The 22,516-nt window shown below is 68.5% G+C and carries 29 protein-coding genes and 1 tRNA gene; 23 read left to right on the top strand and 7 right to left on the bottom strand.

The genetic code is table 11. The features are described 5' to 3' along the window. Window positions 1-760: 760 nt before the first annotated feature. The 3 genes from ACGFWI_RS02600 to ACGFWI_RS02590 form a co-directional block, all read right to left on the bottom strand. A complete protein-coding gene (locus ACGFWI_RS02600) occupies window positions 761-1,699 on the bottom strand; it encodes an SUMF1/EgtB/PvdO family nonheme iron enzyme (protein WP_393904068.1) in 939 nt (312 codons plus the stop codon). Window positions 1,700-1,760: 61 nt separating this feature from the next. Then, the gene (locus tag ACGFWI_RS02595; RefSeq protein WP_393904067.1) at window positions 1,761-2,546 is read right to left on the bottom strand and encodes an aminotransferase class IV family protein; all 786 of its coding nucleotides are present in this window, start codon (window positions 2,544-2,546) and stop codon (window positions 1,761-1,763) included. 161 nt (window positions 2,547-2,707) lie between these two features. Next, window positions 2,708-3,091 carry a GntR family transcriptional regulator gene (locus ACGFWI_RS02590; RefSeq protein WP_393904066.1) on the bottom strand — a complete coding sequence of 128 codons (384 nt, stop codon included), beginning with the start codon at window positions 3,089-3,091 and terminating at the stop codon, window positions 2,708-2,710. A 444-nt stretch (window positions 3,092-3,535) separates the two neighbouring features. Between ACGFWI_RS02590 and ACGFWI_RS02585 the strand changes: the two genes are divergently transcribed. From ACGFWI_RS02585 to xerC, 21 genes are all read left to right on the top strand, one after another. Continuing rightward, a complete protein-coding gene (locus tag ACGFWI_RS02585) occupies window positions 3,536-4,312 on the top strand; it encodes a DUF4097 family beta strand repeat-containing protein (protein WP_393904065.1) in 777 nt (258 codons plus the stop codon). A 77-nt stretch (window positions 4,313-4,389) separates the two neighbouring features. Next, complete coding sequence (locus tag ACGFWI_RS02580) at window positions 4,390-4,770, top strand: ATPase (RefSeq protein ID WP_393904064.1); 381 nt, start codon at window positions 4,390-4,392, stop codon at window positions 4,768-4,770. Window positions 4,771-4,875: 105 nt separating this feature from the next. Beyond that, window positions 4,876-5,052: a hypothetical protein gene (locus ACGFWI_RS02575; RefSeq protein ID WP_393904063.1), complete on the top strand. Its 177-nt coding sequence runs from the start codon at window positions 4,876-4,878 to the stop codon at window positions 5,050-5,052. A gap of 81 nt (window positions 5,053-5,133) precedes the next feature. Continuing rightward, on the top strand, window positions 5,134-5,313 hold the full coding sequence (locus tag ACGFWI_RS02570) for a hypothetical protein (protein ID WP_393904062.1): 180 nt from the start codon (window positions 5,134-5,136) through the stop codon (window positions 5,311-5,313). Window positions 5,314-5,462: 149 nt separating this feature from the next. Further along, on the top strand, window positions 5,463-5,648 hold the full coding sequence (locus ACGFWI_RS02565) for a hypothetical protein (RefSeq protein ID WP_393904061.1): 186 nt from the start codon (window positions 5,463-5,465) through the stop codon (window positions 5,646-5,648). 86 nt (window positions 5,649-5,734) lie between these two features. Next, window positions 5,735-6,055, top strand: coding sequence for a hypothetical protein (locus ACGFWI_RS02560; RefSeq protein WP_393904060.1), 321 nt, complete (start codon window positions 5,735-5,737; stop codon window positions 6,053-6,055). After that, entirely contained in the window at window positions 6,055-6,717 is a 663-nt protein-coding gene (locus ACGFWI_RS02555) for a GGDEF domain-containing protein (RefSeq protein ID WP_393904059.1), read from the top strand. The genes ACGFWI_RS02560 and ACGFWI_RS02555 overlap by 1 nt, the downstream gene beginning before the upstream one ends. Then, window positions 6,714-7,802 carry a DUF2637 domain-containing protein gene (locus ACGFWI_RS02550; protein ID WP_393904058.1) on the top strand — a complete coding sequence of 363 codons (1,089 nt, stop codon included), beginning with the start codon at window positions 6,714-6,716 and terminating at the stop codon, window positions 7,800-7,802. Before ACGFWI_RS02555 ends, ACGFWI_RS02550 begins: the two co-directional genes overlap by 4 nt. Continuing rightward, the gene (locus ACGFWI_RS02545) at window positions 7,802-8,176 is read left to right on the top strand and encodes an RRQRL motif-containing zinc-binding protein (protein WP_393904057.1); all 375 of its coding nucleotides are present in this window, start codon (window positions 7,802-7,804) and stop codon (window positions 8,174-8,176) included. The genes ACGFWI_RS02550 and ACGFWI_RS02545 overlap by 1 nt, the downstream gene beginning before the upstream one ends. A gap of 92 nt (window positions 8,177-8,268) precedes the next feature. Further along, window positions 8,269-10,443, top strand: a complete 2,175-nt coding sequence (locus ACGFWI_RS02540) for a cell division protein FtsK (RefSeq protein ID WP_393904056.1) — start codon at window positions 8,269-8,271, stop codon at window positions 10,441-10,443. A gap of 140 nt (window positions 10,444-10,583) precedes the next feature. After that, window positions 10,584-10,835 (top strand): hypothetical protein, encoded by a 252-nt coding sequence (locus ACGFWI_RS02535; RefSeq protein ID WP_393904055.1) that lies wholly within the window; start codon window positions 10,584-10,586, stop codon window positions 10,833-10,835. An 11-nt stretch (window positions 10,836-10,846) separates the two neighbouring features. Further along, window positions 10,847-11,095 carry a hypothetical protein gene (locus ACGFWI_RS02530; RefSeq protein WP_393904054.1) on the top strand — a complete coding sequence of 83 codons (249 nt, stop codon included), beginning with the start codon at window positions 10,847-10,849 and terminating at the stop codon, window positions 11,093-11,095. Window positions 11,096-11,116: 21 nt separating this feature from the next. Next, window positions 11,117-11,305 (top strand): hypothetical protein, encoded by a 189-nt coding sequence (locus ACGFWI_RS02525; protein ID WP_393904053.1) that lies wholly within the window; start codon window positions 11,117-11,119, stop codon window positions 11,303-11,305. A gap of 9 nt (window positions 11,306-11,314) precedes the next feature. Beyond that, entirely contained in the window at window positions 11,315-11,923 is a 609-nt protein-coding gene (locus tag ACGFWI_RS02520) for a hypothetical protein (protein ID WP_393904052.1), read from the top strand. 1 nt (window position 11,924) lies between these two features. Continuing rightward, a complete protein-coding gene (locus ACGFWI_RS02515) occupies window positions 11,925-12,089 on the top strand; it encodes a hypothetical protein (RefSeq protein ID WP_393904051.1) in 165 nt (54 codons plus the stop codon). Next, window positions 12,086-12,388: a hypothetical protein gene (locus tag ACGFWI_RS02510; RefSeq protein WP_393904050.1), complete on the top strand. Its 303-nt coding sequence runs from the start codon at window positions 12,086-12,088 to the stop codon at window positions 12,386-12,388. Before ACGFWI_RS02515 ends, ACGFWI_RS02510 begins: the two co-directional genes overlap by 4 nt. Window positions 12,389-12,411: 23 nt before the next feature. Then, window positions 12,412-12,792: a hypothetical protein gene (locus ACGFWI_RS02505; protein ID WP_393904049.1), complete on the top strand. Its 381-nt coding sequence runs from the start codon at window positions 12,412-12,414 to the stop codon at window positions 12,790-12,792. 116 nt (window positions 12,793-12,908) lie between these two features. Continuing rightward, entirely contained in the window at window positions 12,909-13,808 is a 900-nt protein-coding gene (locus ACGFWI_RS02500) for a bifunctional DNA primase/polymerase (protein WP_393904048.1), read from the top strand. Then, window positions 13,805-14,968, top strand: coding sequence for an AAA family ATPase (locus ACGFWI_RS02495; protein WP_393904047.1), 1,164 nt, complete (start codon window positions 13,805-13,807; stop codon window positions 14,966-14,968). Before ACGFWI_RS02500 ends, ACGFWI_RS02495 begins: the two co-directional genes overlap by 4 nt. Beyond that, a complete protein-coding gene (locus tag ACGFWI_RS02490; protein WP_393904046.1) occupies window positions 14,965-15,186 on the top strand; it encodes a helix-turn-helix domain-containing protein in 222 nt (73 codons plus the stop codon). The genes ACGFWI_RS02495 and ACGFWI_RS02490 overlap by 4 nt, the downstream gene beginning before the upstream one ends. Beyond that, entirely contained in the window at window positions 15,183-16,349 is a 1,167-nt protein-coding gene (gene xerC / locus ACGFWI_RS02485) for a tyrosine recombinase XerC (RefSeq protein WP_393904045.1), read from the top strand. The genes ACGFWI_RS02490 and xerC overlap by 4 nt, the downstream gene beginning before the upstream one ends. A 77-nt stretch (window positions 16,350-16,426) precedes the next feature. Here the strand turns inward: xerC and ACGFWI_RS02480 are convergent. The 3 genes from ACGFWI_RS02480 to ACGFWI_RS02470 all read right to left on the bottom strand — a co-directional run bounded on the left by ACGFWI_RS02480 (window position 16,427) and on the right by ACGFWI_RS02470 (window position 18,630). Continuing rightward, window positions 16,427-16,500, bottom strand: a tRNA-Pro gene (locus tag ACGFWI_RS02480). 12 nt (window positions 16,501-16,512) lie between these two features. Beyond that, a complete protein-coding gene (locus tag ACGFWI_RS02475; RefSeq protein WP_393904044.1) occupies window positions 16,513-17,241 on the bottom strand; it encodes an integral membrane regulator in 729 nt (242 codons plus the stop codon). A 462-nt stretch (window positions 17,242-17,703) separates the two neighbouring features. After that, on the bottom strand, window positions 17,704-18,630 hold the full coding sequence (locus tag ACGFWI_RS02470) for a metallophosphoesterase (RefSeq protein WP_393904043.1): 927 nt from the start codon (window positions 18,628-18,630) through the stop codon (window positions 17,704-17,706). 129 nt (window positions 18,631-18,759) lie between these two features. On the opposite strand from ACGFWI_RS02470, the gene ACGFWI_RS02465 reads away from it, so the two are divergent. Continuing rightward, entirely contained in the window at window positions 18,760-19,224 is a 465-nt protein-coding gene (locus ACGFWI_RS02465; protein WP_393904042.1) for a GatB/YqeY domain-containing protein, read from the top strand. Window positions 19,225-19,358: 134 nt separating this feature from the next. Here ACGFWI_RS02465 and ACGFWI_RS02460 read toward each other — a convergent pair whose 3' ends face one another. Further along, window positions 19,359-21,563 carry a transglycosylase domain-containing protein gene (locus ACGFWI_RS02460; RefSeq protein ID WP_393904041.1) on the bottom strand — a complete coding sequence of 735 codons (2,205 nt, stop codon included), beginning with the start codon at window positions 21,561-21,563 and terminating at the stop codon, window positions 19,359-19,361. 382 nt (window positions 21,564-21,945) lie between these two features. Between ACGFWI_RS02460 and ACGFWI_RS02455 the strand changes: the two genes are divergently transcribed. Then, complete coding sequence (locus ACGFWI_RS02455; protein ID WP_159482098.1) at window positions 21,946-22,287, top strand: WhiB family transcriptional regulator; 342 nt, start codon at window positions 21,946-21,948, stop codon at window positions 22,285-22,287. Window positions 22,288-22,516 lie beyond the last annotated feature (229 nt).

Genomic DNA, 22,516 nt, shown 5'->3' with positions numbered 1-22,516 from the left:
GGCCGGCATGGAGAGATACGGACTGTGCGGACCCCGGCCGGCCGATGACGAGCGCATGGGGCACATGGGCGGCTCGGTGCAGGCTCGCTGCACCACCTCACGCGACGGATGCGTGCGGAGCTGATGGCAGGTCTGACGCGGGAGCGGCGGAGGTGTCGGATGCTTGCCTCGTGATGTGTCCTACGTCACCCGCCGCCGTGCTCGGTGAGTTGCTGCAGGCTCGCTTCGCGGAGCGGCGGCAGGCGCCGCGCGCGGGACCCAAGTTCCGAGATCTTCTCCCAGACCCCTCCCAAGAGGGCAGGGAGAAACAGCAACGGCCTGATCCTCAGTGAGGATCAGGTCGTTGACCTGTGTTTCTTCAGTCGGGGTGGCGGGATTTGAACCCACGACCTCTTCGTCCCGAAGCAATTCGACCGTCGGTTCGACCTGTGAAGGGCACGCCATTGACCTGGACTAGCTGTCCCTGAGCGTCCGTGGTTGTACGCGGTGGTACACCCTGGTTGTAGCGCAGTTAGACACTCGGATAGAGCTTGATGACCAAGGTGAAGTCGCCTTCGGCTCCTACGGCCTATCAGGGTCGGCTTCGCCGCCGGGCTGCAACACGTGTTCATGTTGCAGCCGTCTGTAACCGGACAGCCCGGACAGCTCCTGTTTCTGCTGTCCGGGTCATTTCCCCTGGTCATCGCTCTAACCGGACAGTCGGACAGCTGGGACACCTCCCCCGGATGTTCCGTCGTGGGCTTCCCTCGCTGCTGCCGGTTCAGGAATCCTGCGGCGTCATCTGCTCCGGTGCCGCCACACACCGAAAACCCGTGTCATCGTCCTGCATAAAGTCGTCAGCGTCGTTGGAGGCGGACGGCACCCCGCGGAACAAGGGGCTGGTGAAGGCGCTGCCCTTCAGCTCGTATCGCCCCGGTTGGGTCGGGGTGGAACACCACTCCCATACATTGCCCACCATGTCGTAGACGCCGTATGGCGATACGCCACTGTGGTAGCGGGAGACTGAAGTGGTGCCTTCGATGCCGGTCTCGCGCACGTTGCATTTGGCGGCGGTCTTCTGGTCACCCCACGGGTAGATCGTGCCTGTTGTGCCACGAGCCGCCTTCTCCCACTGCTCAACGGTGGGCAATGACTTGCCAGCCCATTCCGCGTACGCGGAGGCGTCCTTCCACGACACCTCGATCACCGGGTGGTCGTACAGGCGGCGTGGGCAGCGACCCCCGTCCCAGTGCCGGGGAGTGCGGTGTCCGACGGCCGCACAGAATCTCGCGTAGTCAGCGTTGGTCGTCGGGAACGTGTCGATGTGGAACTCATCCACCCATACTGGTTCGTCAGTTTCCCCGGCCAGGTAGATCCCCTCGGGTACCCGTGCCATCAGCTTCCCGTCACGCGGGTGTTTGACGTACTGCCCGCTCATGACCGCGCTCTCTGCTGGGTCGATCAACTGACGCGGAACGGGTTCGTTGACTGATAGGAGTCCGATGAAGCGTCCGTGAACATCGGGGCTGGCCTCGGCCAACAAAGTATCGAGCGCAGCTTGGTTCACCATGCGAGGAATGCTCTCCGATCCGCCTCTCTCCCATTTGGAGATGATCCGGTCGGAGACGCCCAGCTTGTCGGCGAGATCCATCAGGCTCATCCGGGCAGCTTCTCGAAGCGCTTTGACCTCTCGGCCCGTCCACTGAGTAACGAGTGGCATGATCGCTCCCCTTCGGATTGGCGGTCCGCCGCCGGCGTCGGGCGCGGACCGCCAGGTCCAGTTACAGATGCTCCCCAGGAATGTCGGCGTAAACGTTGCGGAGAGCGCTAAGGACGGGGTCTTCAGCAGCGAACTGGACGTCATCCAAGGCGCTGATGGTGCGTACTCCGATGGAGGTGTTGGTGGCGAAGGCAGCACGCATCCTCGGCACGTCGGCGAGGGTTACGGGAGCTGTGGTCATCTTCTCGTCGTAGGCAGCTTGGAGGAGCTGCATAGTGACGCCGGGCAGGACAGGTGCGTCAGGCCACACGACCATGCCGGATTCGTCGATGAAGCCCAAATTCCAGGTCCCGCCCTCGGAGATGCGCCCGTCGGCTTCAACGAAGACAGCGTCATCAAAGCCCGCGCGCTGGGCTTCACGCCGCAGGCGGAGCTGAGGGAAGAGGCCGATGTGCTTCACCGCTGCTGTGTCGCGGCTGAAGGTGAAGGTCTTCGCCTTGAGCGACGGTGGAGGCATGGCGCCGGCGGGACGGGTGGTTACCAGGACGTGAGGGTCGGCATCGGCTCCGGGGTGCCCCATTTCCAGCGCGGGGTCAAAGATCGTGACCCTGATGTTGAATGAGCCCGTGCGCTGGCCAACTGCCTTACGGACATACCCGAGCACCCGCTCCGGGGCAAGGTCGGCATCGAAGACCAGTCGGCAGTCCCGTACGAGTCGTTCCATGTGCAGCGTGAGCCCACGAATGGCACCGTCGTCCATGCGCATCGACGTGAAGTGCCCGTAGTTTGTGAGGGCGAGGATCTGAAGATCTTCGAGCGATACTGATGCTCCGTTGAGTTCGGCCATGCGAGCCAGTCTGGCACCCGCTCCGGAGCCGAATCAGGTGGTCAGCCAAGAAAGTTCGGATTAGTTCGGTGCAGGGGCGGTGAGAGTGCGTTCCGAGATGACGCTTGCGCCGACAGGCTTGTCACATGACGCCAAAGACACCGAACACGCAGGTCAGCACCTCACTCGCTGCCGCTCGATGCGCTGGAGGTGCGCTCTTCCTCCAGCTTCTCGACCCTCTCCGCGAGATCCGTGAGTCGGGAAGTGACTCGCACCAGCTCAGCCTGAATGTCACGGATGCTTACAGCGGTCTGCTGTGCGGTGGGCTCGCCCTGCACAGGGTCGATCACGTACGTACCGCTCCCCGGACGCCCCTCGACAAGCCCGTCTTCGGCGAGCTGCCCGTACGCGCTCTGCACGGTCATGAGCGCTACGCCGAGCTTCTTCGCGTATCCCTTGGCGCCCGGCAGCCGGGCCCCTGGGCCGTACGTCCCGTCGGCGATGTCGTCACGGATCTGGGCGGCGATCTCCCGGGCGTTCGGCGTCTTCGGGGGCTTCGAGTCCATCAGTAGAGCGTACCTGACCTAGGTCATTTGGGGTTTTTGAGCGCGACTCCTTGACACCTCGAAAGCAACCTAGGTAGCTTCATCTCATCGCAACGACCTAGGTTACCTAGGCGGTGAAGGCCCGTCTAAACCGGCGGAGCCCAGCGACCCGCAATGCCCCGCACCAGCCGGAAGACCCGGGAAGGCGACGTTGTCGCACGCCGACGGGCTGGGAGCGGACCTTCCTTGAGAACTGAACAGAGCGCTGAGAACGAGTGATTTTGGCTGCTGGTGCCTCCAACCGGGGCGCCAGCAGCAATGACCACTCGTCTTCGACGAGCGGTCGCCTGAGCCCGAGCACCCGAAGTGCGCGGCTCGCTTGGCCCGTTTCTGCGGGGCGGTCGTCTCTCGCCAAGGACCGCGACCGCCCCGCCCTTCCTTCTCTCTCGAAACAGGAGATCAGCAATGACTAAGCGCCCCTTTGGCTTCCAGTCCACCGGCCCGGTCGTCCTCGGGCTCGACCTGCCGATGGGCAGCGTCCACGTTCAGGTCCTCGCCAGCATCACGACCGCTCGTGTGGTGCTGCGGACGGACGACTCGTCCGGTCCGGCCGCCGACGCGGTCAACCGGGCCCGCGCCAGCCAGGACGGCCAGACCCTGGCTGTGGAGGTCCCGAAGATCCCCGGCAACGTGATGATGCAGAACATCCGAGGCAACCGGGTCGCGCAGAGCGTGGGCACCGTGTACGGGTCGGTCACCGGCGTCACGATCGTCAACGGCCGAATCATCACCGGTGGTGGTACCGGCGTGATGGACACGGTCAGCCCGATCGAGGCCATCGTCAGCCTGCCGGTTGGCTCCTCCCTCGCGGTCGTCTCCCAGTCCGCGAGTGCCCATGTCCACGGAGCCATCGAGCGCATGGAGTTCCGCTCCATCTCCGGAGACTTGGAGATCGACGGAGCCCGCCACCTGAGCGCGTCCACCACCTCCGGCGACGTAATCGTCGGCTGTCTGTCCGACCATCTCACCGCCCGCTCTGTGTCGGGCGATATCACCGTGGACCTCTACAGCGGCTCCGACGCGGACCTGAACACCACCTCCGGTGACGTGGACATATGCGCCACCGCCCAGGCTGCCGGCGCCCTCCGGGCCAACACCGTCTCCGGTGACGTCCGCGTGAGCGGGGGTCGCGATCTGCGGGTGAGCGCCCACAGCGTTAGCGGTCGCGTCCGCACCCGTTGACCACAGACCCTCGTCCTCGCCCGTCCGGGCGGGGTGGGTGAGTCGGAACATCCCTTCGCTTCCTTCAAGGAGCCCTCATGGCTGCTGTCGAGATCATTTCGTTCGGTTACCTGCACGACGCGCCGCCCGCCGCGCACTTGACCATCGACCTGCGCGAGCACTTTCGTGACCCGCACGTCAGCCGGGAACTGCGGTACATGACCGCCGAGGACGAGGCGGTGCGCGCCGCTGTGCTGGGCACCGCTGGCGTCCCGGAGTTGGTCGCGGCCACCGCGACGGCCATCGGCGCGTTCGCTGCCGGCCCGAGTGCCGGGGTCGTGACCGTCGCCGACGGATGCGCCGGCGGCCGTCACAGGGCCCCGACCTTCGCTCTTGTGCTGGCCGATCTGCTGCGGCTGGCGGGTCACCAGGTCACGGTCACGCACCGGGACCTGCACCGCCCCGTAGTCCAGCGCTGACTGCCCTCACCTGCGCATTCGCCCCGATGGTCGTAAGGCCGGGTTCGACTCCTGGTCGGGGCACGCACGACCCACATCACTCACTCGAAGACGGAGAAATCAACCATGTTCCGAAAGACCCCTTCCACGGCATCCGAGCACAACCAGAACCGTTCCACCGATGACCTGCGGCGCGAGTACGAGCTGATCGACCGGGAGCGGGCCGGCGGCGGGACCTCCGTCGGTCCGGTGGCCGACCAGAACGACATCGCCCGCGAGCTGGAGCGGCGCGGCGAGCTGTAGCAGCGCGCCGCTATCAGCCCCGGACCCGCCGTGTGCGGGAGCCGCGAGAGCGCTTCACCTACATCTCCGAGAGGACAGTTCATGAACCGCCTGAAGAAGGCTGCTGCCGAGAACCGCAATGCTGCTGCCGTACAGCGCGAACACGGTCATGACGGCGCGGCGGAGGGCTACGAAACCCGCGCGGAGGAGCTGGAGTCCGGCCGGGTCGTTGACCGCACCGACGACGTGATCGGCCTCTTCCGTGCGGCGTTCCGTCGCTGACCGCGAAAGCCACCTTCCATACGGCCCGTGCTCCCGGAGTTGCAGCGCCGGGGGCACGGGCTTGATCAGCACTTCTAGCCGCACATGAAGCAGGGCGCGCCCTCCGCCTGGCAGCTTGCGGGCGCGCCCTGTGATCCCAGAAAGGATCGATGGTGAGCCTATTCCGCTCCCGCAGCGATGCCCAGTCCAGCGAGGTTGACCGGCTGCACGCCGAGGCCGGCGAGGACTACCGCGTCCACAGCAGCCCGGAGAGCCAGGCTGCGGCCCGTGAGCAGTCCGGGCAGGCCCGCACGAACGGCAATGCCGCGGCCGGCGCCTGGCGCGGACGCAAGTAGCCACATCCACACACCCGCCGGGGCGGTCGCCTCTCGCCAAAGACCGCGACCGCCCCGGCCTCCCTTCGACTCAAGGAGAGCTCCACATGCGTACGTACATCGGCAACCAACGGGTCGTGAACGGCACCGAGTTCAAAGAGCTGGCCTTCGGCTTCGACGAGTTCCCGCTCGGCATCGACCGCGACCTGTTCCGCGGCCCGCTGACCAAGGAAGACGAGGAAGAGCAGGAGCTCCGGCTGGATGTGGCCCGCGAGGTTCTGCGGGACCTGCGGGAACTGGGCGAGAGCGGCGATGAGATCGCCGCGTGGGACGCCCTGTACGCCGACGCCCTTACCGCCGTCGTGCCGCTGTCCAGCCCGGCCAAGGCCAGGGCCAAGGGCCGGAAGTCCCGGAAGGCGGCAGCCTGATGAGCGAGCTGCTGACCCTCGCTGCGGCCTCCGGACCGCTGGCCGGTGCCTGGAGCGCACACACCGTGTGGATGCGGCGCCAACTGCGTGCCGCCCGACGCGATCCGCTCACCGGTCTGCTGCGGCGGGACGGATTCGAGCCTCGGGCCTGTCGTCTGCTGCGCCAGGGGACCACCGCCGTCGTGGTTATCGACCTGGACGGCCTGAAGGGATTGAACGACACCTTCGGCCATGCGGCCGGGGATGCGGCGATCCGTGCCACGGGCGAGCGACTGGCGCTGTGGGCCCATGCACGTGGGCCCGCGGGGCGGCTGGGTGGCGATGAGTTCGCCGCCGTGATCGGCCGTCCGCCCGCCGGGCAGCCAGAGGGCCTTAAGACCCTGGATTTCCACCTCTGGTACCTGCATGCGCAGCTGAGCGAGCCGGTCACCATCGACGGCCGCGAGGTGTCGTTGGGCGCCTCCATCGGCGCTGTCGTCGCTCCGCGCGGCTGCGCTGACCTGTCCACGTGGATGCGGCGGGCGGACGAGGCCATGTACGAGGCCAAGCAGGACGGTGGTGGCTGGCGCATCGCCGACGGCTCCCACCCCGTCCACGACACCGTCAACGGCCGCCGCGCCGGTCGCCGAGGCACCGCCAGCGAAGCGGAGGCGGCCGGGTGAAGCGCTTCGCGACCATGAGCCCGTCGCAGATCCGCACGGCTGAGCGGACGCTGTCCGTCGGCACGTGGGCGATCACCTTCGGCGCGGTGGTCTTCTCGGTCCTGACCGTCACCCCGCTCGTGGAGCGGGTCACTCCCGACGGCTGGGGCTGGACGGCGCCGATCCTGCCCATCGTGGTGGACGCCGCCGTCGTCATCGTTGTCCGCCTGGATTCGACCGTTGCCCGCCTCGGTGGGGACAGCGGTCGGTGGCCGGCCGTCCTGCGCTGGATGACCGGGCTGATGACCATCGGCCTGAACATCGGCGACTCCGCCCTCAACGCCGATCTCGTCGGCGTCGCTGTTCATTGCGTCGCCCCGCTCCTGCTCATCGTGACCGCCGAAGCGGGGCTCGCCTACCGCCGAGCGATCACACAAGCCCTGGCCCGCATCGACCGTGAACAGCAAGAGCACGCCGAGCGTGAACGCCGGGAACGACAGGTCCGTGAACAGCGTCAGCGCGAGGAGCGTGAACAGCAGCGGCTCGCTCGTGAACGGTCCGAGCGGGAAGCGCGTGAACAGGCTGAGCGGCTGGAGCGTGAACGCCTCGAACGTGAGGCGGAAGACCGCCGGGAAGCCCGTGAGCACGCCGAACGCATGGAGCGTGAGCGCCTGGACCATGAGGGCCGCCAGCGTCGTGAGGAGCGTGAGGAGCGCGAGCGTATCCGCAGGGAGGCGCAGGAGCGGGCCGACCGTGAACAGGCGAAGAAGGAGGAGCGAGAGGCTGCTGACAGGGCAGAACGCCTGGCCCGTGAAGAGCAGGCCCGCGCCGCTCGTAAACACCGCGAGGCCACTGTTCGTGAACGGCGCCCGCGTCCGCAGCGGGCACCCCGTGAACAGTCCGCGCCGCAGCCCGTGAACGCCAAAACCGAGGCCGACAAGATCCCCGAGGACGCTGCCCGAGAGGCCGTGCGCGTCGGGTTTGCGGCTGGCCGGTCGGTGCGTGAGACCGCCGATCTGACGGGCTGGTCGGTGGGTTGGGTCGCCGCCCGCTATCAGGAACTCAAGCTTGCCGAGGACGGCGTGGATGAGGCCGAGGCCGCCTGATGGCCGGCCGTTTCTACGACCCCGACGGCGCCCGCTACGGCATCCCCACCTTCCCGTTCCGGCTGGCCCCGGACGGACTGGCGACCCGTCGCCAACTCCGCGCCAAGGGCCTGCGGCCGGGCGGTCAGGACATCGCCGCTCAGATCCTGTGGCGCTCACGCCGCTACGGCCGCCGCGTACGCGTCGCCTACCTCTACCGGCTCGACCTGGCCAAGCCGGCCCGGCCGATGACCCCGGCCAAGTGGGCAGCGCTCGCCAAGGCGAACACTGCCCGCCGCACGTGCCCCGACTGCCGACGCGATGCCGGATACGTCATCGCCGCATCCCTCGGCATCTGCACCACCTGCGCGGATACACCCGCGCTCGCCGCCTGACCGCGACACCACGTATCAGCGCGGGGCCCGGTCCAACCGACCAAAGCGACACCGGGCCCCGCTCTCTTCACTCCCGAAGGAGCACACACACCGTGTCTGACGTGCACGTCACTGGCCAGCCCGAAGAGCCCGAGCGCCCTGACGCCGAGGTCTTCGACATCACCACCAAACGCCCCGCCACCCCCGCCCCTGAGCCTGCCGAAGCGCCCGTTCCCGCCCCGCCGGCCGAACCGGATGCCGAGGACGAAGAGACGCCCAAGCTGCGGCCGGTCGACTCACCCGACCTGCCCTCCCCGGGCATCACCACCTACAAGCGCAAGCCGATCCTGCCGAGTTGGCTCTTGTCGAAGCCCGGGTTCGTCTCCACCGTGCAACGGGCTGCCAGCAACGCCTTTTATTCCACCGTCTTCCATGGCATCCGCACCCCCTGGTACGCGCTCCAGCTTGGGCTGATGGCGCCACGCGGCGTGGCCCGCAAGGTGGGGGAGGCCAACCGGTGGGTGTGGGATGCCGAATCCGCCCCGCTGCGTGCCTACGAGGTGGAGCACGAAAACACGGCCGAGTACCTGAAGCTGTCGCGCCAGCGGGATCGGCGCGTGCGGCTGCGAGTGCTGGTGACGGTCGTCGGCGCCATCTTCGGCGCCGCGTTCGCGCTGACCATGTACGTCATGGCCCCGGGCTGGCTGGCGGTCCTGGCTTCGGCTGCCGTGCTGGTCGCAGGGTTCTGGGGTGCTCCGCAGGACAAGCCCGTCATTGGGCCGGCGGTGCTGAAGACCGAGATCCAGAAGCTGACCGGGCCGATCGTGCTGCGGGCGCTGGACAACATCGGCAACGCGAAGCTGTCGGCCGCCATTAAGAAGGGCGGCGACATGAACGGGCTGCGCTTCACCTCCGAGATCACCCGGGACGGGCCCGGATACCGCGCCGACCTCGACCTTCCCTGGGGCGTCACCCCCGAGGACATCATGGAGGCCCGCAAGCCACTCGCCTCCGGGCTACGCCGCAAGGTCGGCTGCGTGTGGCCGACCGCCGACCCTGAAGAGCACGAAGGGCGGCTGGTCCTCTGGGTGGGCGACAAGCCCATGAACGAGACCAAGAAACCCGCCTGGCCACTGCTGAAGTCCGGGCAGGTGGACCTGTTCAAGCCGGTCGTCTTCGGCAACGACCAGCGCATGCGGGACGTGTCCGTCACGCTCATGTTCGCCTCGGTCGTGGTCGGCTCCATCCCGCGCATGGGCAAGACGTTCCTGATGCGCCTGTTCCTGCTCATCGCCGCCCTCGACCCGCGCGCTGAGCTGTATGCGTTCGACTTCAAGGGAACCGGCGACTTCGGCGCCCTGGAGCCGGTCTGCCACCGCTACCGCGCGGGGGACGAGGACGAAGACATCCTCTACGTCCTGGAATCGCTACGGGAGCTGCGCAAGGAGCTGCGGCGACGGGCGAAGGTCATCAAGTCCCTGCCCCGTTCGCGCTGCCCGGAGTCGAAGGTGACCCCGGAGCTGGCGAACGACAAGTCCCTTGGCCTGCACCCGATCGTGGTCGCGTCCGATGAGTGCCAAGTCCCCTTCGAGCACGAGAAGTACGGCGCGGAGCTGGAAGAGATTTGCGTCGACATCACCAAGCGCGGCCCCGCGCTGGGCATCGTGGGCATGTTCGGCACCCAGCGCCCGGACGCCAAGTCCCTGCCGCCCGGCATCTCCGCCAACGCGGTCCTGCGGTTCTGCCTGAAGGTCATGGGCGACACCGCCAACAACATGGTGCTGGGCGCGGGCATGTACAAGGCGGGCTACCGGGCCACGATGTTTTCCCGCTCCGACCGCGGCATCTGCTGGATGGCTGGTGAGGGCGATGACCCGCGCATCGTCGCCTCGGCGTTCGTGGACGCGCTCGGCGCCGAACAAGTCGTCGCCCGCGCCCGCAAGATGCGCGAGGAGTACGGCAACGTCACCGGCCACGCCATCGGCCAACAGCCCGACAGCAGCGAAGCCGCCTTCGACCTGCTCGCCGACGTCCTCAAGGTCGTCCCCGCCGACGAAGACAAGGTCTGGAACGAGAAGATCGCCGCTCGCCTGGCGACGCTTCGGCCGGAGATCTACGGGGGCTGGAAGGCCGAGACCGTGACCACCAACCTGCGCCCGCACGGCATCACTGCCCAGGACGTCTGGGGCACTACCGACAAGGGCAAGGGCACCACCCGCCGAGGAATCGTCCGCGCCGACATCGCCACTAAAGTCACTCAACGTGACGGGAAACGGCCCGGGAGCTGACGCGCATCGCTACTAGACCTAGCAGCCGCCGCTGCTAGGTCTAGCACCCCCGCTAGCAGTCCATACCGGCTCTGATCAGCAACCTCGCACCTAGCACCCCGCCTGCGAAAACACCGGAAAAACCGCCTGGAAGGCACCCCATGACCCTCTCCCTCCTTGCTAGCGCCTGCCTACTCATCGTCACTCTTGGTTACGTGAGTCTGTGTGCGGGATCGCCGTTCGGCAACTGCCGCAAGTGCAAGGGCTTCGGCTTCGCGATGAAGACCGACCGCAAGGGACGGCCCAAGCGCGGCAAGCACTGCCGCCGCTGCGACGGCCACGGCAAGCGCATACGCGTCGGCCGCCACCTGTTCAACGTCGCCATGCGCCTGCACCGCGACGGCACCCGATGAGAGGACCCGCCATGCGCCTGCGCCTGTGCCTTTGTCTCCTGGCCCCCGCCGCGCTGCTCGCCCTGGCCGCCTGCACCCCGCCGCCTGGTCCCGCCGGCCGAGTCATCGACAAGGCCACCACCTACCGGCCGGCCACCAAGACACGTGACTGGACCCTGACCGTCCGCACCGCCGACGGACACACGGCCCGCTTCACGGTCAGCCCCGCCGCCTACGACGCCTGCCGCCGGGGCTCGTCCTATCCCGCCTGCACCCGCTGACCACTGACCAAGGAGGCCCCCGTGGCCATCACCCTCTCCCTCGTCGCCCTCTTCGGCCTGGTCCTGTTCTTCCTGCTCCGCTCGAAGACCCTCGGCTACGGCTCCGCCTTCGTCGCCATCATGTTCGGCTTCTTCCTCGCCTCCACCGGCGCCTCCGGCCCCATCAACCAGCTCACCCACGCGGTCCTCGACGCCGCCGCAAAGCTGTAGGGCTCGGTCGTGAACCAACAGCTCACCTCCCGGCACTGGATCGCCGCGGCGGCCCCCAAAGCCGCCCCGGCCATCGCCACCTCCACCGTGCTGATCCTCGCCAGGATCTGGAACGCCAACGGCGCCGAACACTCCGTCGGCGACGCCGTGCTGATGACCACGCTCTCCCTCGGCGCGGCTGCGGCCGGCGCCCTGGCCTCCGTTGGCCGCGCCGGAGATGGCGTCATCGCGGGAACCGCGTTCGCCACCTCCGGGGCCCTGGCCCTGGCTGGGGTAGCGGGATACGCCGATGGCCTCTCCCTGCCCCTGCTGCTGTGGGCCCTGTCCACCGCAGTGACCTACGGCCTGGCAGCGCGGCACTGGCGCACAGACCGCCGCGAAGCCACCGCCCACAACCGGCACATCGGCGAGCGCCGCGAAGAGCACGCCCACATGGAACGCGTCGAAGCGCTGCGGGCCGGGGCGCAGATCGAGGTAGCCCGCGAGGGCGCCGCCTACGCCACCGCCCTGGCCCAGGCCATCACCGCACGTTCCGCCCTGCCCGGCTTCAACGCCGCCGAACTCACCCGCACGGGACTGCCCGAACTCCCCACCATCGAGATCACCAAGGAGCACTGACATGGACATCGACCCCGACGAGATCGTCACCGTGGCACTCGACACCTACGACTGGGAGAGCTCCTACTCCCGACTTCTCACCCGCCGCCAGCTCGGCGAACTCCTCCTCCGCTTCGACGACATGGCCGACGAGACCGAAACGGCCTACGAGGAGAGCACGGCATGAGTCGCCGCCTCTTCCTCCGGCTGCGCATCCAGCGCGCCACCTGGCCGCGCCCGGCCCTCATGCTGACCGACACCCCGGACCCCGCCTGCCGCTACTGCGAGGGCATCGGCGGCATCGAGCACGAATACGGCCACCCCGAGACCGGCGAGTACGACGGCTCCCGCTGGGAGCCCTGCGAGTGCTGGAACCAAGACCGCCGCTGGGTCCTGCTGCCCCTGCCGCGCCTGCCCCGGCGCTGGCACCGCACCGGCCGCGACCCGTGGGCCGCCCACGGCTTCAGCGACGAACCCCCCTTCTGACCCGCACCAGAAAGGCACGACCCATGAGCGCTACCCGCAAGCCCCAGGACAGCGCGGACACCGCTGCCGAATCGGTCCGCACGTTCAACCACGCCACCCTGCCCACCCCACGCTCCCGCTCGGGCAGCCTGCACCACCCCGGGCAGGCGTACTCCAGCGTCGCCGCGTTCAAGCGCATGGCGCAGTACCTGCCGCAGTCCTTCGACCAGACCAGCGGATTCCTCACGTGCCTGCACCTGGAAGGCACCCTCACCGCCGACTACGGCCTGGTGGCTGATCACGTGAGCGCGGCCACGACCGCGCTTGCAGATGCGTCCCGCTGCGCGGACATGCTCGCCGACGCCCTCAACCGCGCCCACAGCGCCCTGTCGCCCCTCGGCTACAGCGGCGAAATCGAGGACTGAATACGCCCGGGGCGGTCGCCTCTCGCCAAAGACCGCGACCGCCCCGGCCGGCGCCCTGGCCTCTCGGCCAGTGCACCGGTTCTCCGTCCCTTCGACAGAAACAGGAGACCTCCAGCATGACGCATGACCGCAAGACCACGTTGCTGACCGCAGCTCTGGACGCCGCCGCCCGGGACTGGAACGTTTTCCCGGTCATCCCCGACGACAAGCGCCCGGCGGTAAGCGACTGGGCCGAGCGTGCCACTACCGATCGGCAGCGCATCACCCGCTGCTGGACGCACGCCCCGTACAACATCGGCGTTGCCACCGGGCCCTCCGCGCTGGTGGTCATTGACCTCGACAGGCCCAAGCACCCGCAGGACACCCCGCCGGCGGACTGGGCGGAGCACGGCGTCTCTGACGGCGCTGACGTGCTCGCCGTGCTCTGCGAGCGTCATGGCCAGCCCTTCCCGGCACAGACCTACACGGTGCGTACCTGGAGCGGAGGCACCCACCTCTACTTCGCCGCACCTGGCGGCGAGCCCCTGCGCAACACCACCGGAGACAGTGGCCGGGGACTGGGCTGGAAGGTCGACACCCGCGCGGTTGGCGGACTTGTGGTCAGCGCGGGCAGCACCTTCGCAGGACGCCCCTACGAGATCGTTCACAGCGGCCCCGTGGCGCCGCTGCCGGACTGGCTCGCCGAGCTGCTGCGCCCGGCGCCGCTGCCCCCGCAGAAGCCCATCACGGTCGCACTCGCCGCCCACGACCGGCGCAGCGCGTTCCTGCGGTCCGCGGTTGATGGGGAGTTGAAGCGCGTCACCGCCTCCGGCGAAGACCAGCACAACAACGCGCTCTACATCGCCTCCGTCGCCCTCGGACAGCTCGTCGCCGGGGGAGAGCTGACCGACACCGACGTCACCGGCTGGCTCCTGACCGCCGCCCTCCAGGTGGGCCAGGGCGACCGCGAAGCACGCCGGACCATCGCCTCCGGCCTGCGGGCCGGAGCAGCGCGCCCGAGGACGGTAGCCGCGTGAGCACCAACCCGATTCCCCCGCTCCACCTCTACTCCGTCCCCCGCGACCCCCAGGCCACACCCGAGGCACCACCGGCGCGGGAACGGCCCCGGACCGCATGGACCGCCGATCAGCTCATGGCCGCGGAATTCCCCGAGCCGAAATGGGCCGTTCCCGGCCTCCTCGCCGAAGGCGTCAGCTTGCTCGCCGGACCGCCCAAGGTCGGAAAGTCCTGGCTCTCCCTCGGACTTGGCCTCTCGGTCGCGGCCGGTGGCACGGCGTTCGACTCCGTCCCGGTCAAAGGCGGCCCGGTTCTCTACCTTGCGCTGGAGGACACCCCGCGTCGCCTCCAGACCCGTATGGGCAAGCTCCTGGGCGGACAGAAGGCGCCGGCCGGTCTGACGCTGGTCACCGAATGCCCGCCCTTCCCACAGGGCGGCAGCGACGCCATCGCGCAGTGGCTGGACCGCAACCCGGACGCCCGCATGGTCGTCATTGACGTGTTCGCCAAGATGCGCGGACAGGCGCCCCAGGGCGTATCGGCGTACGACGCGGACTATGTCGCCGTCGGCTACGCGAAACGCATCGCGGACCACTACGGCATCGCCGTAGTCCTCGTTCACCACGTCCGCAAAGCCGGATCTGAGGACTTCCTGACGGAGGTCTCCGGGACCAACGGCATCGCCGGAGCCGCTGACGCCACGCTCGTGCTGAAGCGCGCCCGAGGGCAAGCGGACGGCATTCTGCACGTCACTGGCCGCGACGTGAACGAAGCCGAATACGCGCTCTCCTTCCAGGAAGCCTCCGGCGCCTGGCACTTGCTCGACGGGCCCGCCTCCGACCACACCGTCGGCGACACCCGCGCCGCCATCCTCCGCTACGTCCGCGCCAACCCCGGGGCAAAGCCCAAGGACATCGCGGAAGCCCTCCCGCAGGCCGGCGCAGACACAGTACGCCGGACCTGCTCTCGGATGGCGGAGGACGGCCAGCTCACCAAGGACGGCAGCGGCCGCTACTACTCGGACACCGAGACCCGGACACAGGGCACACCAGAGGTGTCCCAGCTGTCCGACTGTCCGGTTGGCGCATCTGACCTGCAAGAACTACCCGGACAGCAGGAATGGGAGCTGTCCCACCTGTCCGACTCTGGCGTATCGCACAACGTAGGGAGGACCCCGTGACCCTGACCGTTCCCGAGCGGGAAATATCCACTGAACCCCTTCTCTACCGAGTGAAGGACGCCGTGCGTGTCCTGAACATGAGCCGGACCGTCATCTACGAGCTGATCCGCGTGGGCCGTCTCCGGACGGTCAAGGAGGGGCGAACGAGGTTCGTCCCTGCATCCGCCATTTCTGAGTACCTCGCGGTGCTGGAGCGTGAAGCCGGAGGGAAGCAGTGACCAAACGCCGCAGCAGAGGAGACGGCGGACTCCACTGGGACGAGAGGCGGCAGCGCTGGATTGCCACTGCCAGCCTGGGCTACGACCCCAGCGGCAAACGCATCGTGAAGCGCGGCAGCGGCAAGACCAAGACCGAAGCCAAGAACAAGCTGAAGGAAGTCCTCCGGGACCACGAGGACGGGCTTGCCATCGCGCCCACCGGTTACACGGTGGAGAACGCGGTCAATGACTGGCTCATGTACGGGTTGGCCGGTCGGGACAAGGGCACACTCGACAACTGCACGATCCTCAGCCGGACGCACGTGATCCCATCGCTCGGTGCTCGGAAGCTGCGCGACCTGAGCGCGGAGGACGTGGACAAGTGGCTTGCCCAGAAAGCGAAGTCGCTCAGCACGCGAACCTTGCAGAGCATCCACTCATGCCTGAACCGCTCGGTGAAACGGGCGATGGCGCGAGACAAGGTGAAGCGCAACGTGGTGGAGCTGTGCTCCGTTCCTACGGGCCAGGCGGGACGCCCGTCCAAAGCCCTGACACTGGCACAGGCCGAGGCGGTCCTGAAAGCCGCTGAGCGCACATCCATGCACGCGTACATCGTGCTGGCCTTGCTCACCGGAGCACGTACCGAAGAGCTGCGTGCGCTCACGTGGGACCACGTCTTCCTCAAGGGAGACCCGGCCGCGACGCCACCCGTCCCGCCGTACATCGCGGTATGGCGGTCGGTCCGCACTGGAGGCGACACCAAGACACGGAAGTCCCGGCGGACGCTTGCCCTCCCGGCCCGCTGCATCGACGTGCTCTGGCAGCACTGGGAGGACCAAGGCTGGGACCGTCTGGCTGCCGGCGATGCCTGGGAGGAGAACGGACTTGTCTTCTCGTCGGCCGTCGGCAAGGAACTCGACTCGACCAACGTCCGGAGAGCCTTCCGCCAAGCGATCAACAAGGCGGAGGGGGTCAACGCCGCAGAATGGACGCCACGTGAGCTACGCCATAGCTTCGTCTCGCTGCTCTCGGACCGCGGTGTACCGCTCGAAGAGATCTCGCGCCTGGTTGGGCACTCCGGGACGGCGGTCACTGAGGAGGTCTATCGCAAACAGATCCGCCCCGTGATCCAGACGGGAGCGGTCGCCATGGACGGCATCTTCAAGGCGAATCCGAAGCACTAGTCACGCAGTTAGTCACGCACAATGCAGGAGAGGCACCTACCAAGATTGGTAGGTGCCTCTGACCTGTGTTCCTTCAGTCGGGGTGGCGGGATTTGAACCCACGACCTCTTCGTCCCGAACGAAGCGCGCTGCCAAGCTGCGCTACACCCCGAAGCAACGAGCTCTACTTTAGCGGACCGATCCCCGTAGGTGAAATCCGGTTGTTGTGGAGCCGGGGAGCGGGCCTGACCTGGTCGATCCCGATGGTGATCAAGGGGAGGGCGCAGAGAGCCAGGCCGAGGGTGAGGGCGGTGGTGACGGTGGGGGAGGGGGCTCCGGTGGTGGCGGGGAAGGCAACGGTGAAGGCGAGGTAGAGCAGGGGATAGGCGGGCCACTGCCAGGCGTACGACAGGCGGAAGCCGCGGGGGGTGGTGAGCAGGAGCCAGTCGGCCAGGGTGGCGAGGGGGGTGAGGGTGTAGAGGAGCTGGTGGGAGAGGGCTTGGGTGATGCCGGGGGCGGTGGCGGCCGGCAGGGTGAAGGCGGTGGAGTCGGCGGCCGGCAGGACGTAGTGGAGGAGGGCGGGGAGGGAGAGGAAGGGGAGGAGCGCGCCGGAGAGGCGGGGGCTCACGGGGCGGCGGCCCGTCCAGGCGCGGTGGGCGGAGCAGGCGGAGACCAGCGCTGCGGCGATGTTGGCCTGCACGGTGAAGCGGGTGAGGAGCTGGGCCGGGCCGGCGGTGCCGAGGGCCGCGAGAAGCAGGCCGGTCAGGGCGGCCACGGTGATGAGGGTGCGGAAGGCGGCCGCCAGGGGGTGGCGGCTCGTGGGGGCGACGGCTGCTGCCGGGGTGCGGGCGGCAGCGCCGGCCGGGCCGGTGGCGTGGCGCGTGGACTGCGAGGTCCGGGTGGGATCGGACATCCCTCCACGTTAAGGGGATGATCAACGGGTGCGGGAGACCCCATCCGGCCCGCGTCGGGGAATACCCGTCCGGGAGACCGCGTCCGGGAGACCGCGTCCGGGAGACCGCGTCCGGGAGACCCCGTCCGGGGGCCCGGAAGGGCGGAGCCCCGGGGTGAGGGAGCTCCGGTCCGGGGAAGCCGCAGTCCGCGCGGTCCGAAGCCGGGGGCGCAGTCCGCACGAGCCGGAAGCCGGCAAGGCCGCGCGGGGTCCGGAGCCGGGGAGGGACACAGCCCGCGGGATCCGGAACCCGGCAAGGCCGCGCGGAATCCGGGCCGGGGCCGGGGCCGGAGTCGGATACGGCCGCAGTCCCATACAGCCGGATTCCGGGAACGCCGGACTCCGGAAACGCCCCCTCCGCCCCTCGGCCGACGGCCGCCCCTCAGCCGACGGCCGCCCCCTCGACCGCCGGCCCCGGGCGCCTCAGTCCCGTGCCGTCAGGGTCAGCAGCGTCGCCTCCGGGGGGCAGGCGAAGCGGACCGGGGTGTAGCGGTTGGTGCCGCAGCCGGCGGAGACGTGGAGGTAGGAGGTGTGGCCGTCGGCGGTGTGGGTGGACAGGCCCTTCACACGGTCGGTGTCGATGTCGCAGTTGGTGACCAGGGCGCCGTAGAAGGGGATGCAGAGCTGGCCGCCGTGGGTGTGGCCGGCCAGGATCAGCGGATAGCCGTCGGCGGTGAAGGCGTCCAGGGAGCGCAGGTAGGGGGCGTGAACGACGGCCAGCGAGAGATCGGCGCCGGATTCCGGGCCGCCGGCGACCTCGGCGTAGCGGTCACGCTTGATGTGCGGGTCGTCCAGGCCGGTCAGGGCGATCTCGATGCCCTCCAGCTTGAGGCGGCCGCGGGAATTGGACAGACCGACCCAGCCGGCGGCGTCGAAGGCGTCGCGCAGCTCTTCCCATGGGTTGTGGACGACGCCCACGGCGGGTGCGTTGCCGTTGAGGCCGTGGCGGCCCTGGGCCCGCTCAAGGAGGTAGCGGGCGGGATTGCGCAGCTTGGGGCCGTAGTAGTCGTTGGAGCCGAAGACGTAGGCGCCGGGGAACTCCATCAGCGGGCCGAGCGCGTCCAGTGTCTCGGGGACGCCTTCGGGGTCGGAGAGGTTGTCGCCCGTGTTGATGACGAAGTCGGGGCGCAGCCCGGCGAGCGACTGCAGCCAGCGCTGCTTCTTGCGCTGTCCGCTGACCATGTGGACGTCGGAGACCTGCAGGACGCGCAACGGCCGCATGCCGCGGGGCAGTACGGGCACGGTGACGCGTCGGAGACGGAAGGAGCGGACTTCGAAGCCGGCGGCGTAGGCCAGGCCGGCCGCGCCGACTGCGGTCAGGGTCAGGGGTACTCCGTATCGCGCGCGCATGGTCCCCATCGTTGCAGAGTGCGGGGGGTGGATGCAGCGGGATGCAGCCGCCCCGCCGGGCGGTGGGTGCGGCGGGGCCGGGAGGAAAAGGCTCGGCGGTTGTCGGTGGGTGGGGGCATACTCAACGTCATGACCACGCTCAAGTCCAAGCTGCAGGACGACCTCACCACCGCGATCAAGGCGCGCGACGAGCTGCGTTCCTCCACCCTCCGTCTCACGCTGACCGCGATCCAGAAGGAGGAGGTCGCGGGCACCGAGGCGCGTGAGCTGTCCGACGGCGAGGTCGAGAAGATCATCGCGCGGGAGGCGAAGAAGCGCCGGGAGGCCGCGGAGGCCTTCGACAAGGGCGGCCGGGCGGAGTCGGCCGAGCGGGAGCGCGCCGAGGGCGAGCTGCTCGCCGACTATCTGCCCAAGCAGCTGACCGACGACGAGCTGGAGCAGCTGGTCGCGGCGGCCGTGGCGGAGGCCAAGGGCGCCGGTGCCGAGGGGCCGCGGGCGATGGGCGCCGTCATGAAGATCGTCAACCCGCAGGTGGCGGGCCGTGCCGAGGGCGGCCGGGTGGCCGCGGTGGTGAAGAAGCTGCTGGCCGGCTGAGCGGCCGGACGGAGTTTTCAGGGAAAGATGAGGGGCGCCCCCATGGTGTGGGGCGCCCCTCATCTCTCGTCATACCGCCCGGCATCCTTCGTCGTAGGGGTCGGCAACCTTCGCCGTACGGGCCAAGCGGCCGTTCACCAGCCGCCGTTGCCGCCGCCCAGGATGTCGGGGAAGCCGGGAATGCTCCAGCCGCCGCCCGGCTTGTTGCCGCCGCCGTGGCCGCGGCCGGGCTTGTGCTTGCCGCGGCCCTTGTCGCCCTCGTCGCCCTGGTTCTTGTCCTTGGCGGGGTCGTCGATCGGGACGGTGGGCAGGGTGGGTGCGGGCCGGTCGGCCAGCGCGCCGGACATGGCGTCGCGCCAGATGGGGCCGGGGGTGTCGGCGCCGTAGACCTTGTCGTGGGGGACGCCGCCGATGGTGATGTTGTACATCTTGCGCTTGTGCTGCGGGTCGCCGACCCAGACCGCACCGGCCGCGTTGGGGGTGTAGCCGACGAACCAGGCGGCGTAGCGGCTGTCGGTGGTGCCGGTCTTGCCGGCGCTGTCGCGGCCCTTGAGCCCGGCCTCCTTGCCGGTGCCGTCCTCGACCACGCCCTTGAGCAGGGTGTTGATCGTGTCCGCGGTCTTCTTGGACATGGCGGTACGGCAGCTGGTCTGCGGGACCTTCAACGCCCGGCCGCGCGCGTCGGTGATCGACTCGATGGCCACCGGTGAGCAGTACTGGCCGCCACTGGCGAAAGCGGCGTACCCGGCCGCCATCGTGAGCGGCGACATCTCCTGTGTGCCGAGCGTCATCGACGGAACCTGCTGCAGCGGCTTGCCGTCCGCCCGCTCGATGCCCATCTTCTGCGCCATCCTGACCGCGGGACAGACGCCGATATCGCTGATCAGCTGCACGTAGTAGGTGTTGACCGACTTCGCGGTCGCCTCCTTCATGGCGTACGGGCCGACCTCTTCCTTGTTCTCGTTCTCGACGTTCTCGGAGCCGCTGCCCCGCCATTCGCCCTCGCAGGTCTGCACCGGACTGGGATACGGCATCCGGTACGGCGCCGGGTACTCCTGCTCCGGATCCGTCCCCTGCTCCAGCGCGGCCGCCGCGACCACCGGCTTGAACGTCGATCCGGGCAGATAGCCGGCGCCCCCGCCCATGTCGTGGTTCACCGAAAGGTTGATCACGGTCTCGTTCTCACGGAATCCGTACGGGCGCGACTGGCCCATGCCGAGGATCTTGCCGGTGCCCGGTTCGACGATGGTGGCGGCGGAGGCGACCGGGTCGTCGTCGTAGACGTGGTCCTTGATCGACGCCTGTACCGACGTCTGGGTCTGCGGATCGAGGGTGGTGCGGATGGTCATGCCGCCCTCGTTCCAGCGCTGCGCCCGGACCTTCCGGCTCTTGCCGAACGACTTGTCGCGGAGAAAGACCGTGCGGATGTAGTCACAGAAGAAGCCGGCGCCATGGGTGGCGGTGATACAGCCGTTCTTGGGGCGGCTGACCGCCAGCTTGATCGGCTTCTTGGCGGCCGCGTCGGCCTGCTCCTGGGTGACGTCCTTCACGTCGGCCATCCGCTGCAGCACGGTGTTGCGCCGCCGGGTGGCCTCCTGCGGGTCATTCACCGGGTCGTAGCGGCTGGGGGACTGGACGATGCCCGCCAGCAGCGCCGACTCCTCGAGGTTCAGATCCCTGGCGTGCTTGCTGAAGTAGCGCTGGGCGGCCGCCTCGATGCCATAGGCCTGCTGCCCGAAGAACGTGATGTTGAGGTAGTTCTGCAAGATCTTGCGCTTGCCGAGCTCTTTCTCGACCTGGATCGCGTACTTGAGCTCCTTGACCTTGCGGCCGAGGGTCTGCTGGGTGGCTTGGGCGACCTTGTCCGGGTCGTTGCCCGCCTCCTCGATGAAGACGTTCTTCACATACTGCTGGGTCAGCGTCGAGGCGCCCTGGGAGACGCCGCCCGACTGGGCGTTCTTGTTGAGCGCCCGCAGGATGCCCTTCATGTCGACGGCACCGTGCTGGTAGAAGCGCGCGTCCTCGATCGCGACGATCGCCTTCTGGATGTACGGCGACATGTCGTGGAGGCCGATGACCGTGCGGTCACGGGAGTAGACCTTGGCGATCTCGCCGCCCTTGGCGTCCAGAATCCTGGTCCGCTGGCTGAGCGGCGGCGTCTTGAGGTTCGCCGGGATGTCGTCGAAGCCCTCGACCGATCCCTTGGCGGTGAGGCCGAGCGCCCCGGCCGCCGGGAGCGCGAGGCCGGCGAGCACCGCTCCGGCCAGGACGCTGACACCGAGGAACTTGGCGGCCTGCTGCGTCTTGGACAGACCCCCGCCATCGCGCTTCTTAGGCATGGGGGCAGCCTACGTTCTCAATCGCCGGACAGGGGCGCACCTGTTCGCCTAGCCTGTTCTCAGCTACCACAGCTGAACGGTTACGCCTGAGTTCGTCAACCCCCTACTCCCGCGGGCCGCGCCCCCACTTGTCTGTGTCTGTCGAGAGAAATCCCGTGTCAGGGCGGTGAACTGTCCCGCCTTGTGCGCAAAGTGACGTATGCCGTTCGGTCACTCCGTTGGGTGATCTGCCGCGTACGCATAGTCCGTTCGGGCCATTCAAGATTGGGCCCGAAGGGGGTGTTGCGCCCTGCCTGCCTTCCGTAACGTCCTCAACTGGCAACGGTGAATATGCCGATTGCCGCCGTGGGGGAGCCTCGATTCGGGAGAGGACGGCGCCAGCATGAGCTGGGTAACCGACTGGAGTGCACAGGCTGCATGCCGCACTACCGATCCGGATGAACTGTTCGTACAAGGGGCGGCGCAGAACCGCGCCAAGGCGGTGTGCACCGGATGCCCGGTACGCACGGAATGCCTGGCCGATGCCCTGGACAACCGGGTGGAGTTCGGTGTGTGGGGAGGGATGACCGAACGCGAGCGGAGGGCGCTGCTGCGCCGCCGCCCGACCGTGACGTCATGGCGTCGACTGTTGGAGACGGCGCGCACGGAATATGAGCGCAGCACGGGCATCTTGCCGTTGGACTGCGAGGACGAGATCTTCGACGAGTACGCCGCGGTCGGGTAGCCGGGCAGCTACGGGCTCCGGCCCGTGGCCCCGCAGGCTCCGGCCGGCAGATTGGCCGAGAAGGTTCGGCCGGTGGCGCGTTCTGACGGCAGCTTCGTGATGTGTCGTCAGTGTCCGTGGTGTGCCCGCGAGTTGGGGCGTCCACGAGAGCCGGGCGTGCGCTGTGCGCGCGGTTCGTGCCTGTGTGTGAGAGGCGTTTCGTGAGTGGTGACGCGGGCGCTTTGTGGTG

The sequence above is a fragment of the Streptomyces sp. NPDC048434 genome (assembly GCF_043200375.1).
Taxonomy (GTDB): Bacteria; Actinomycetota; Actinomycetes; order Streptomycetales; family Streptomycetaceae; genus Streptomyces.
This window is presented reverse-complemented; position numbering and strand designations above follow the sequence as displayed.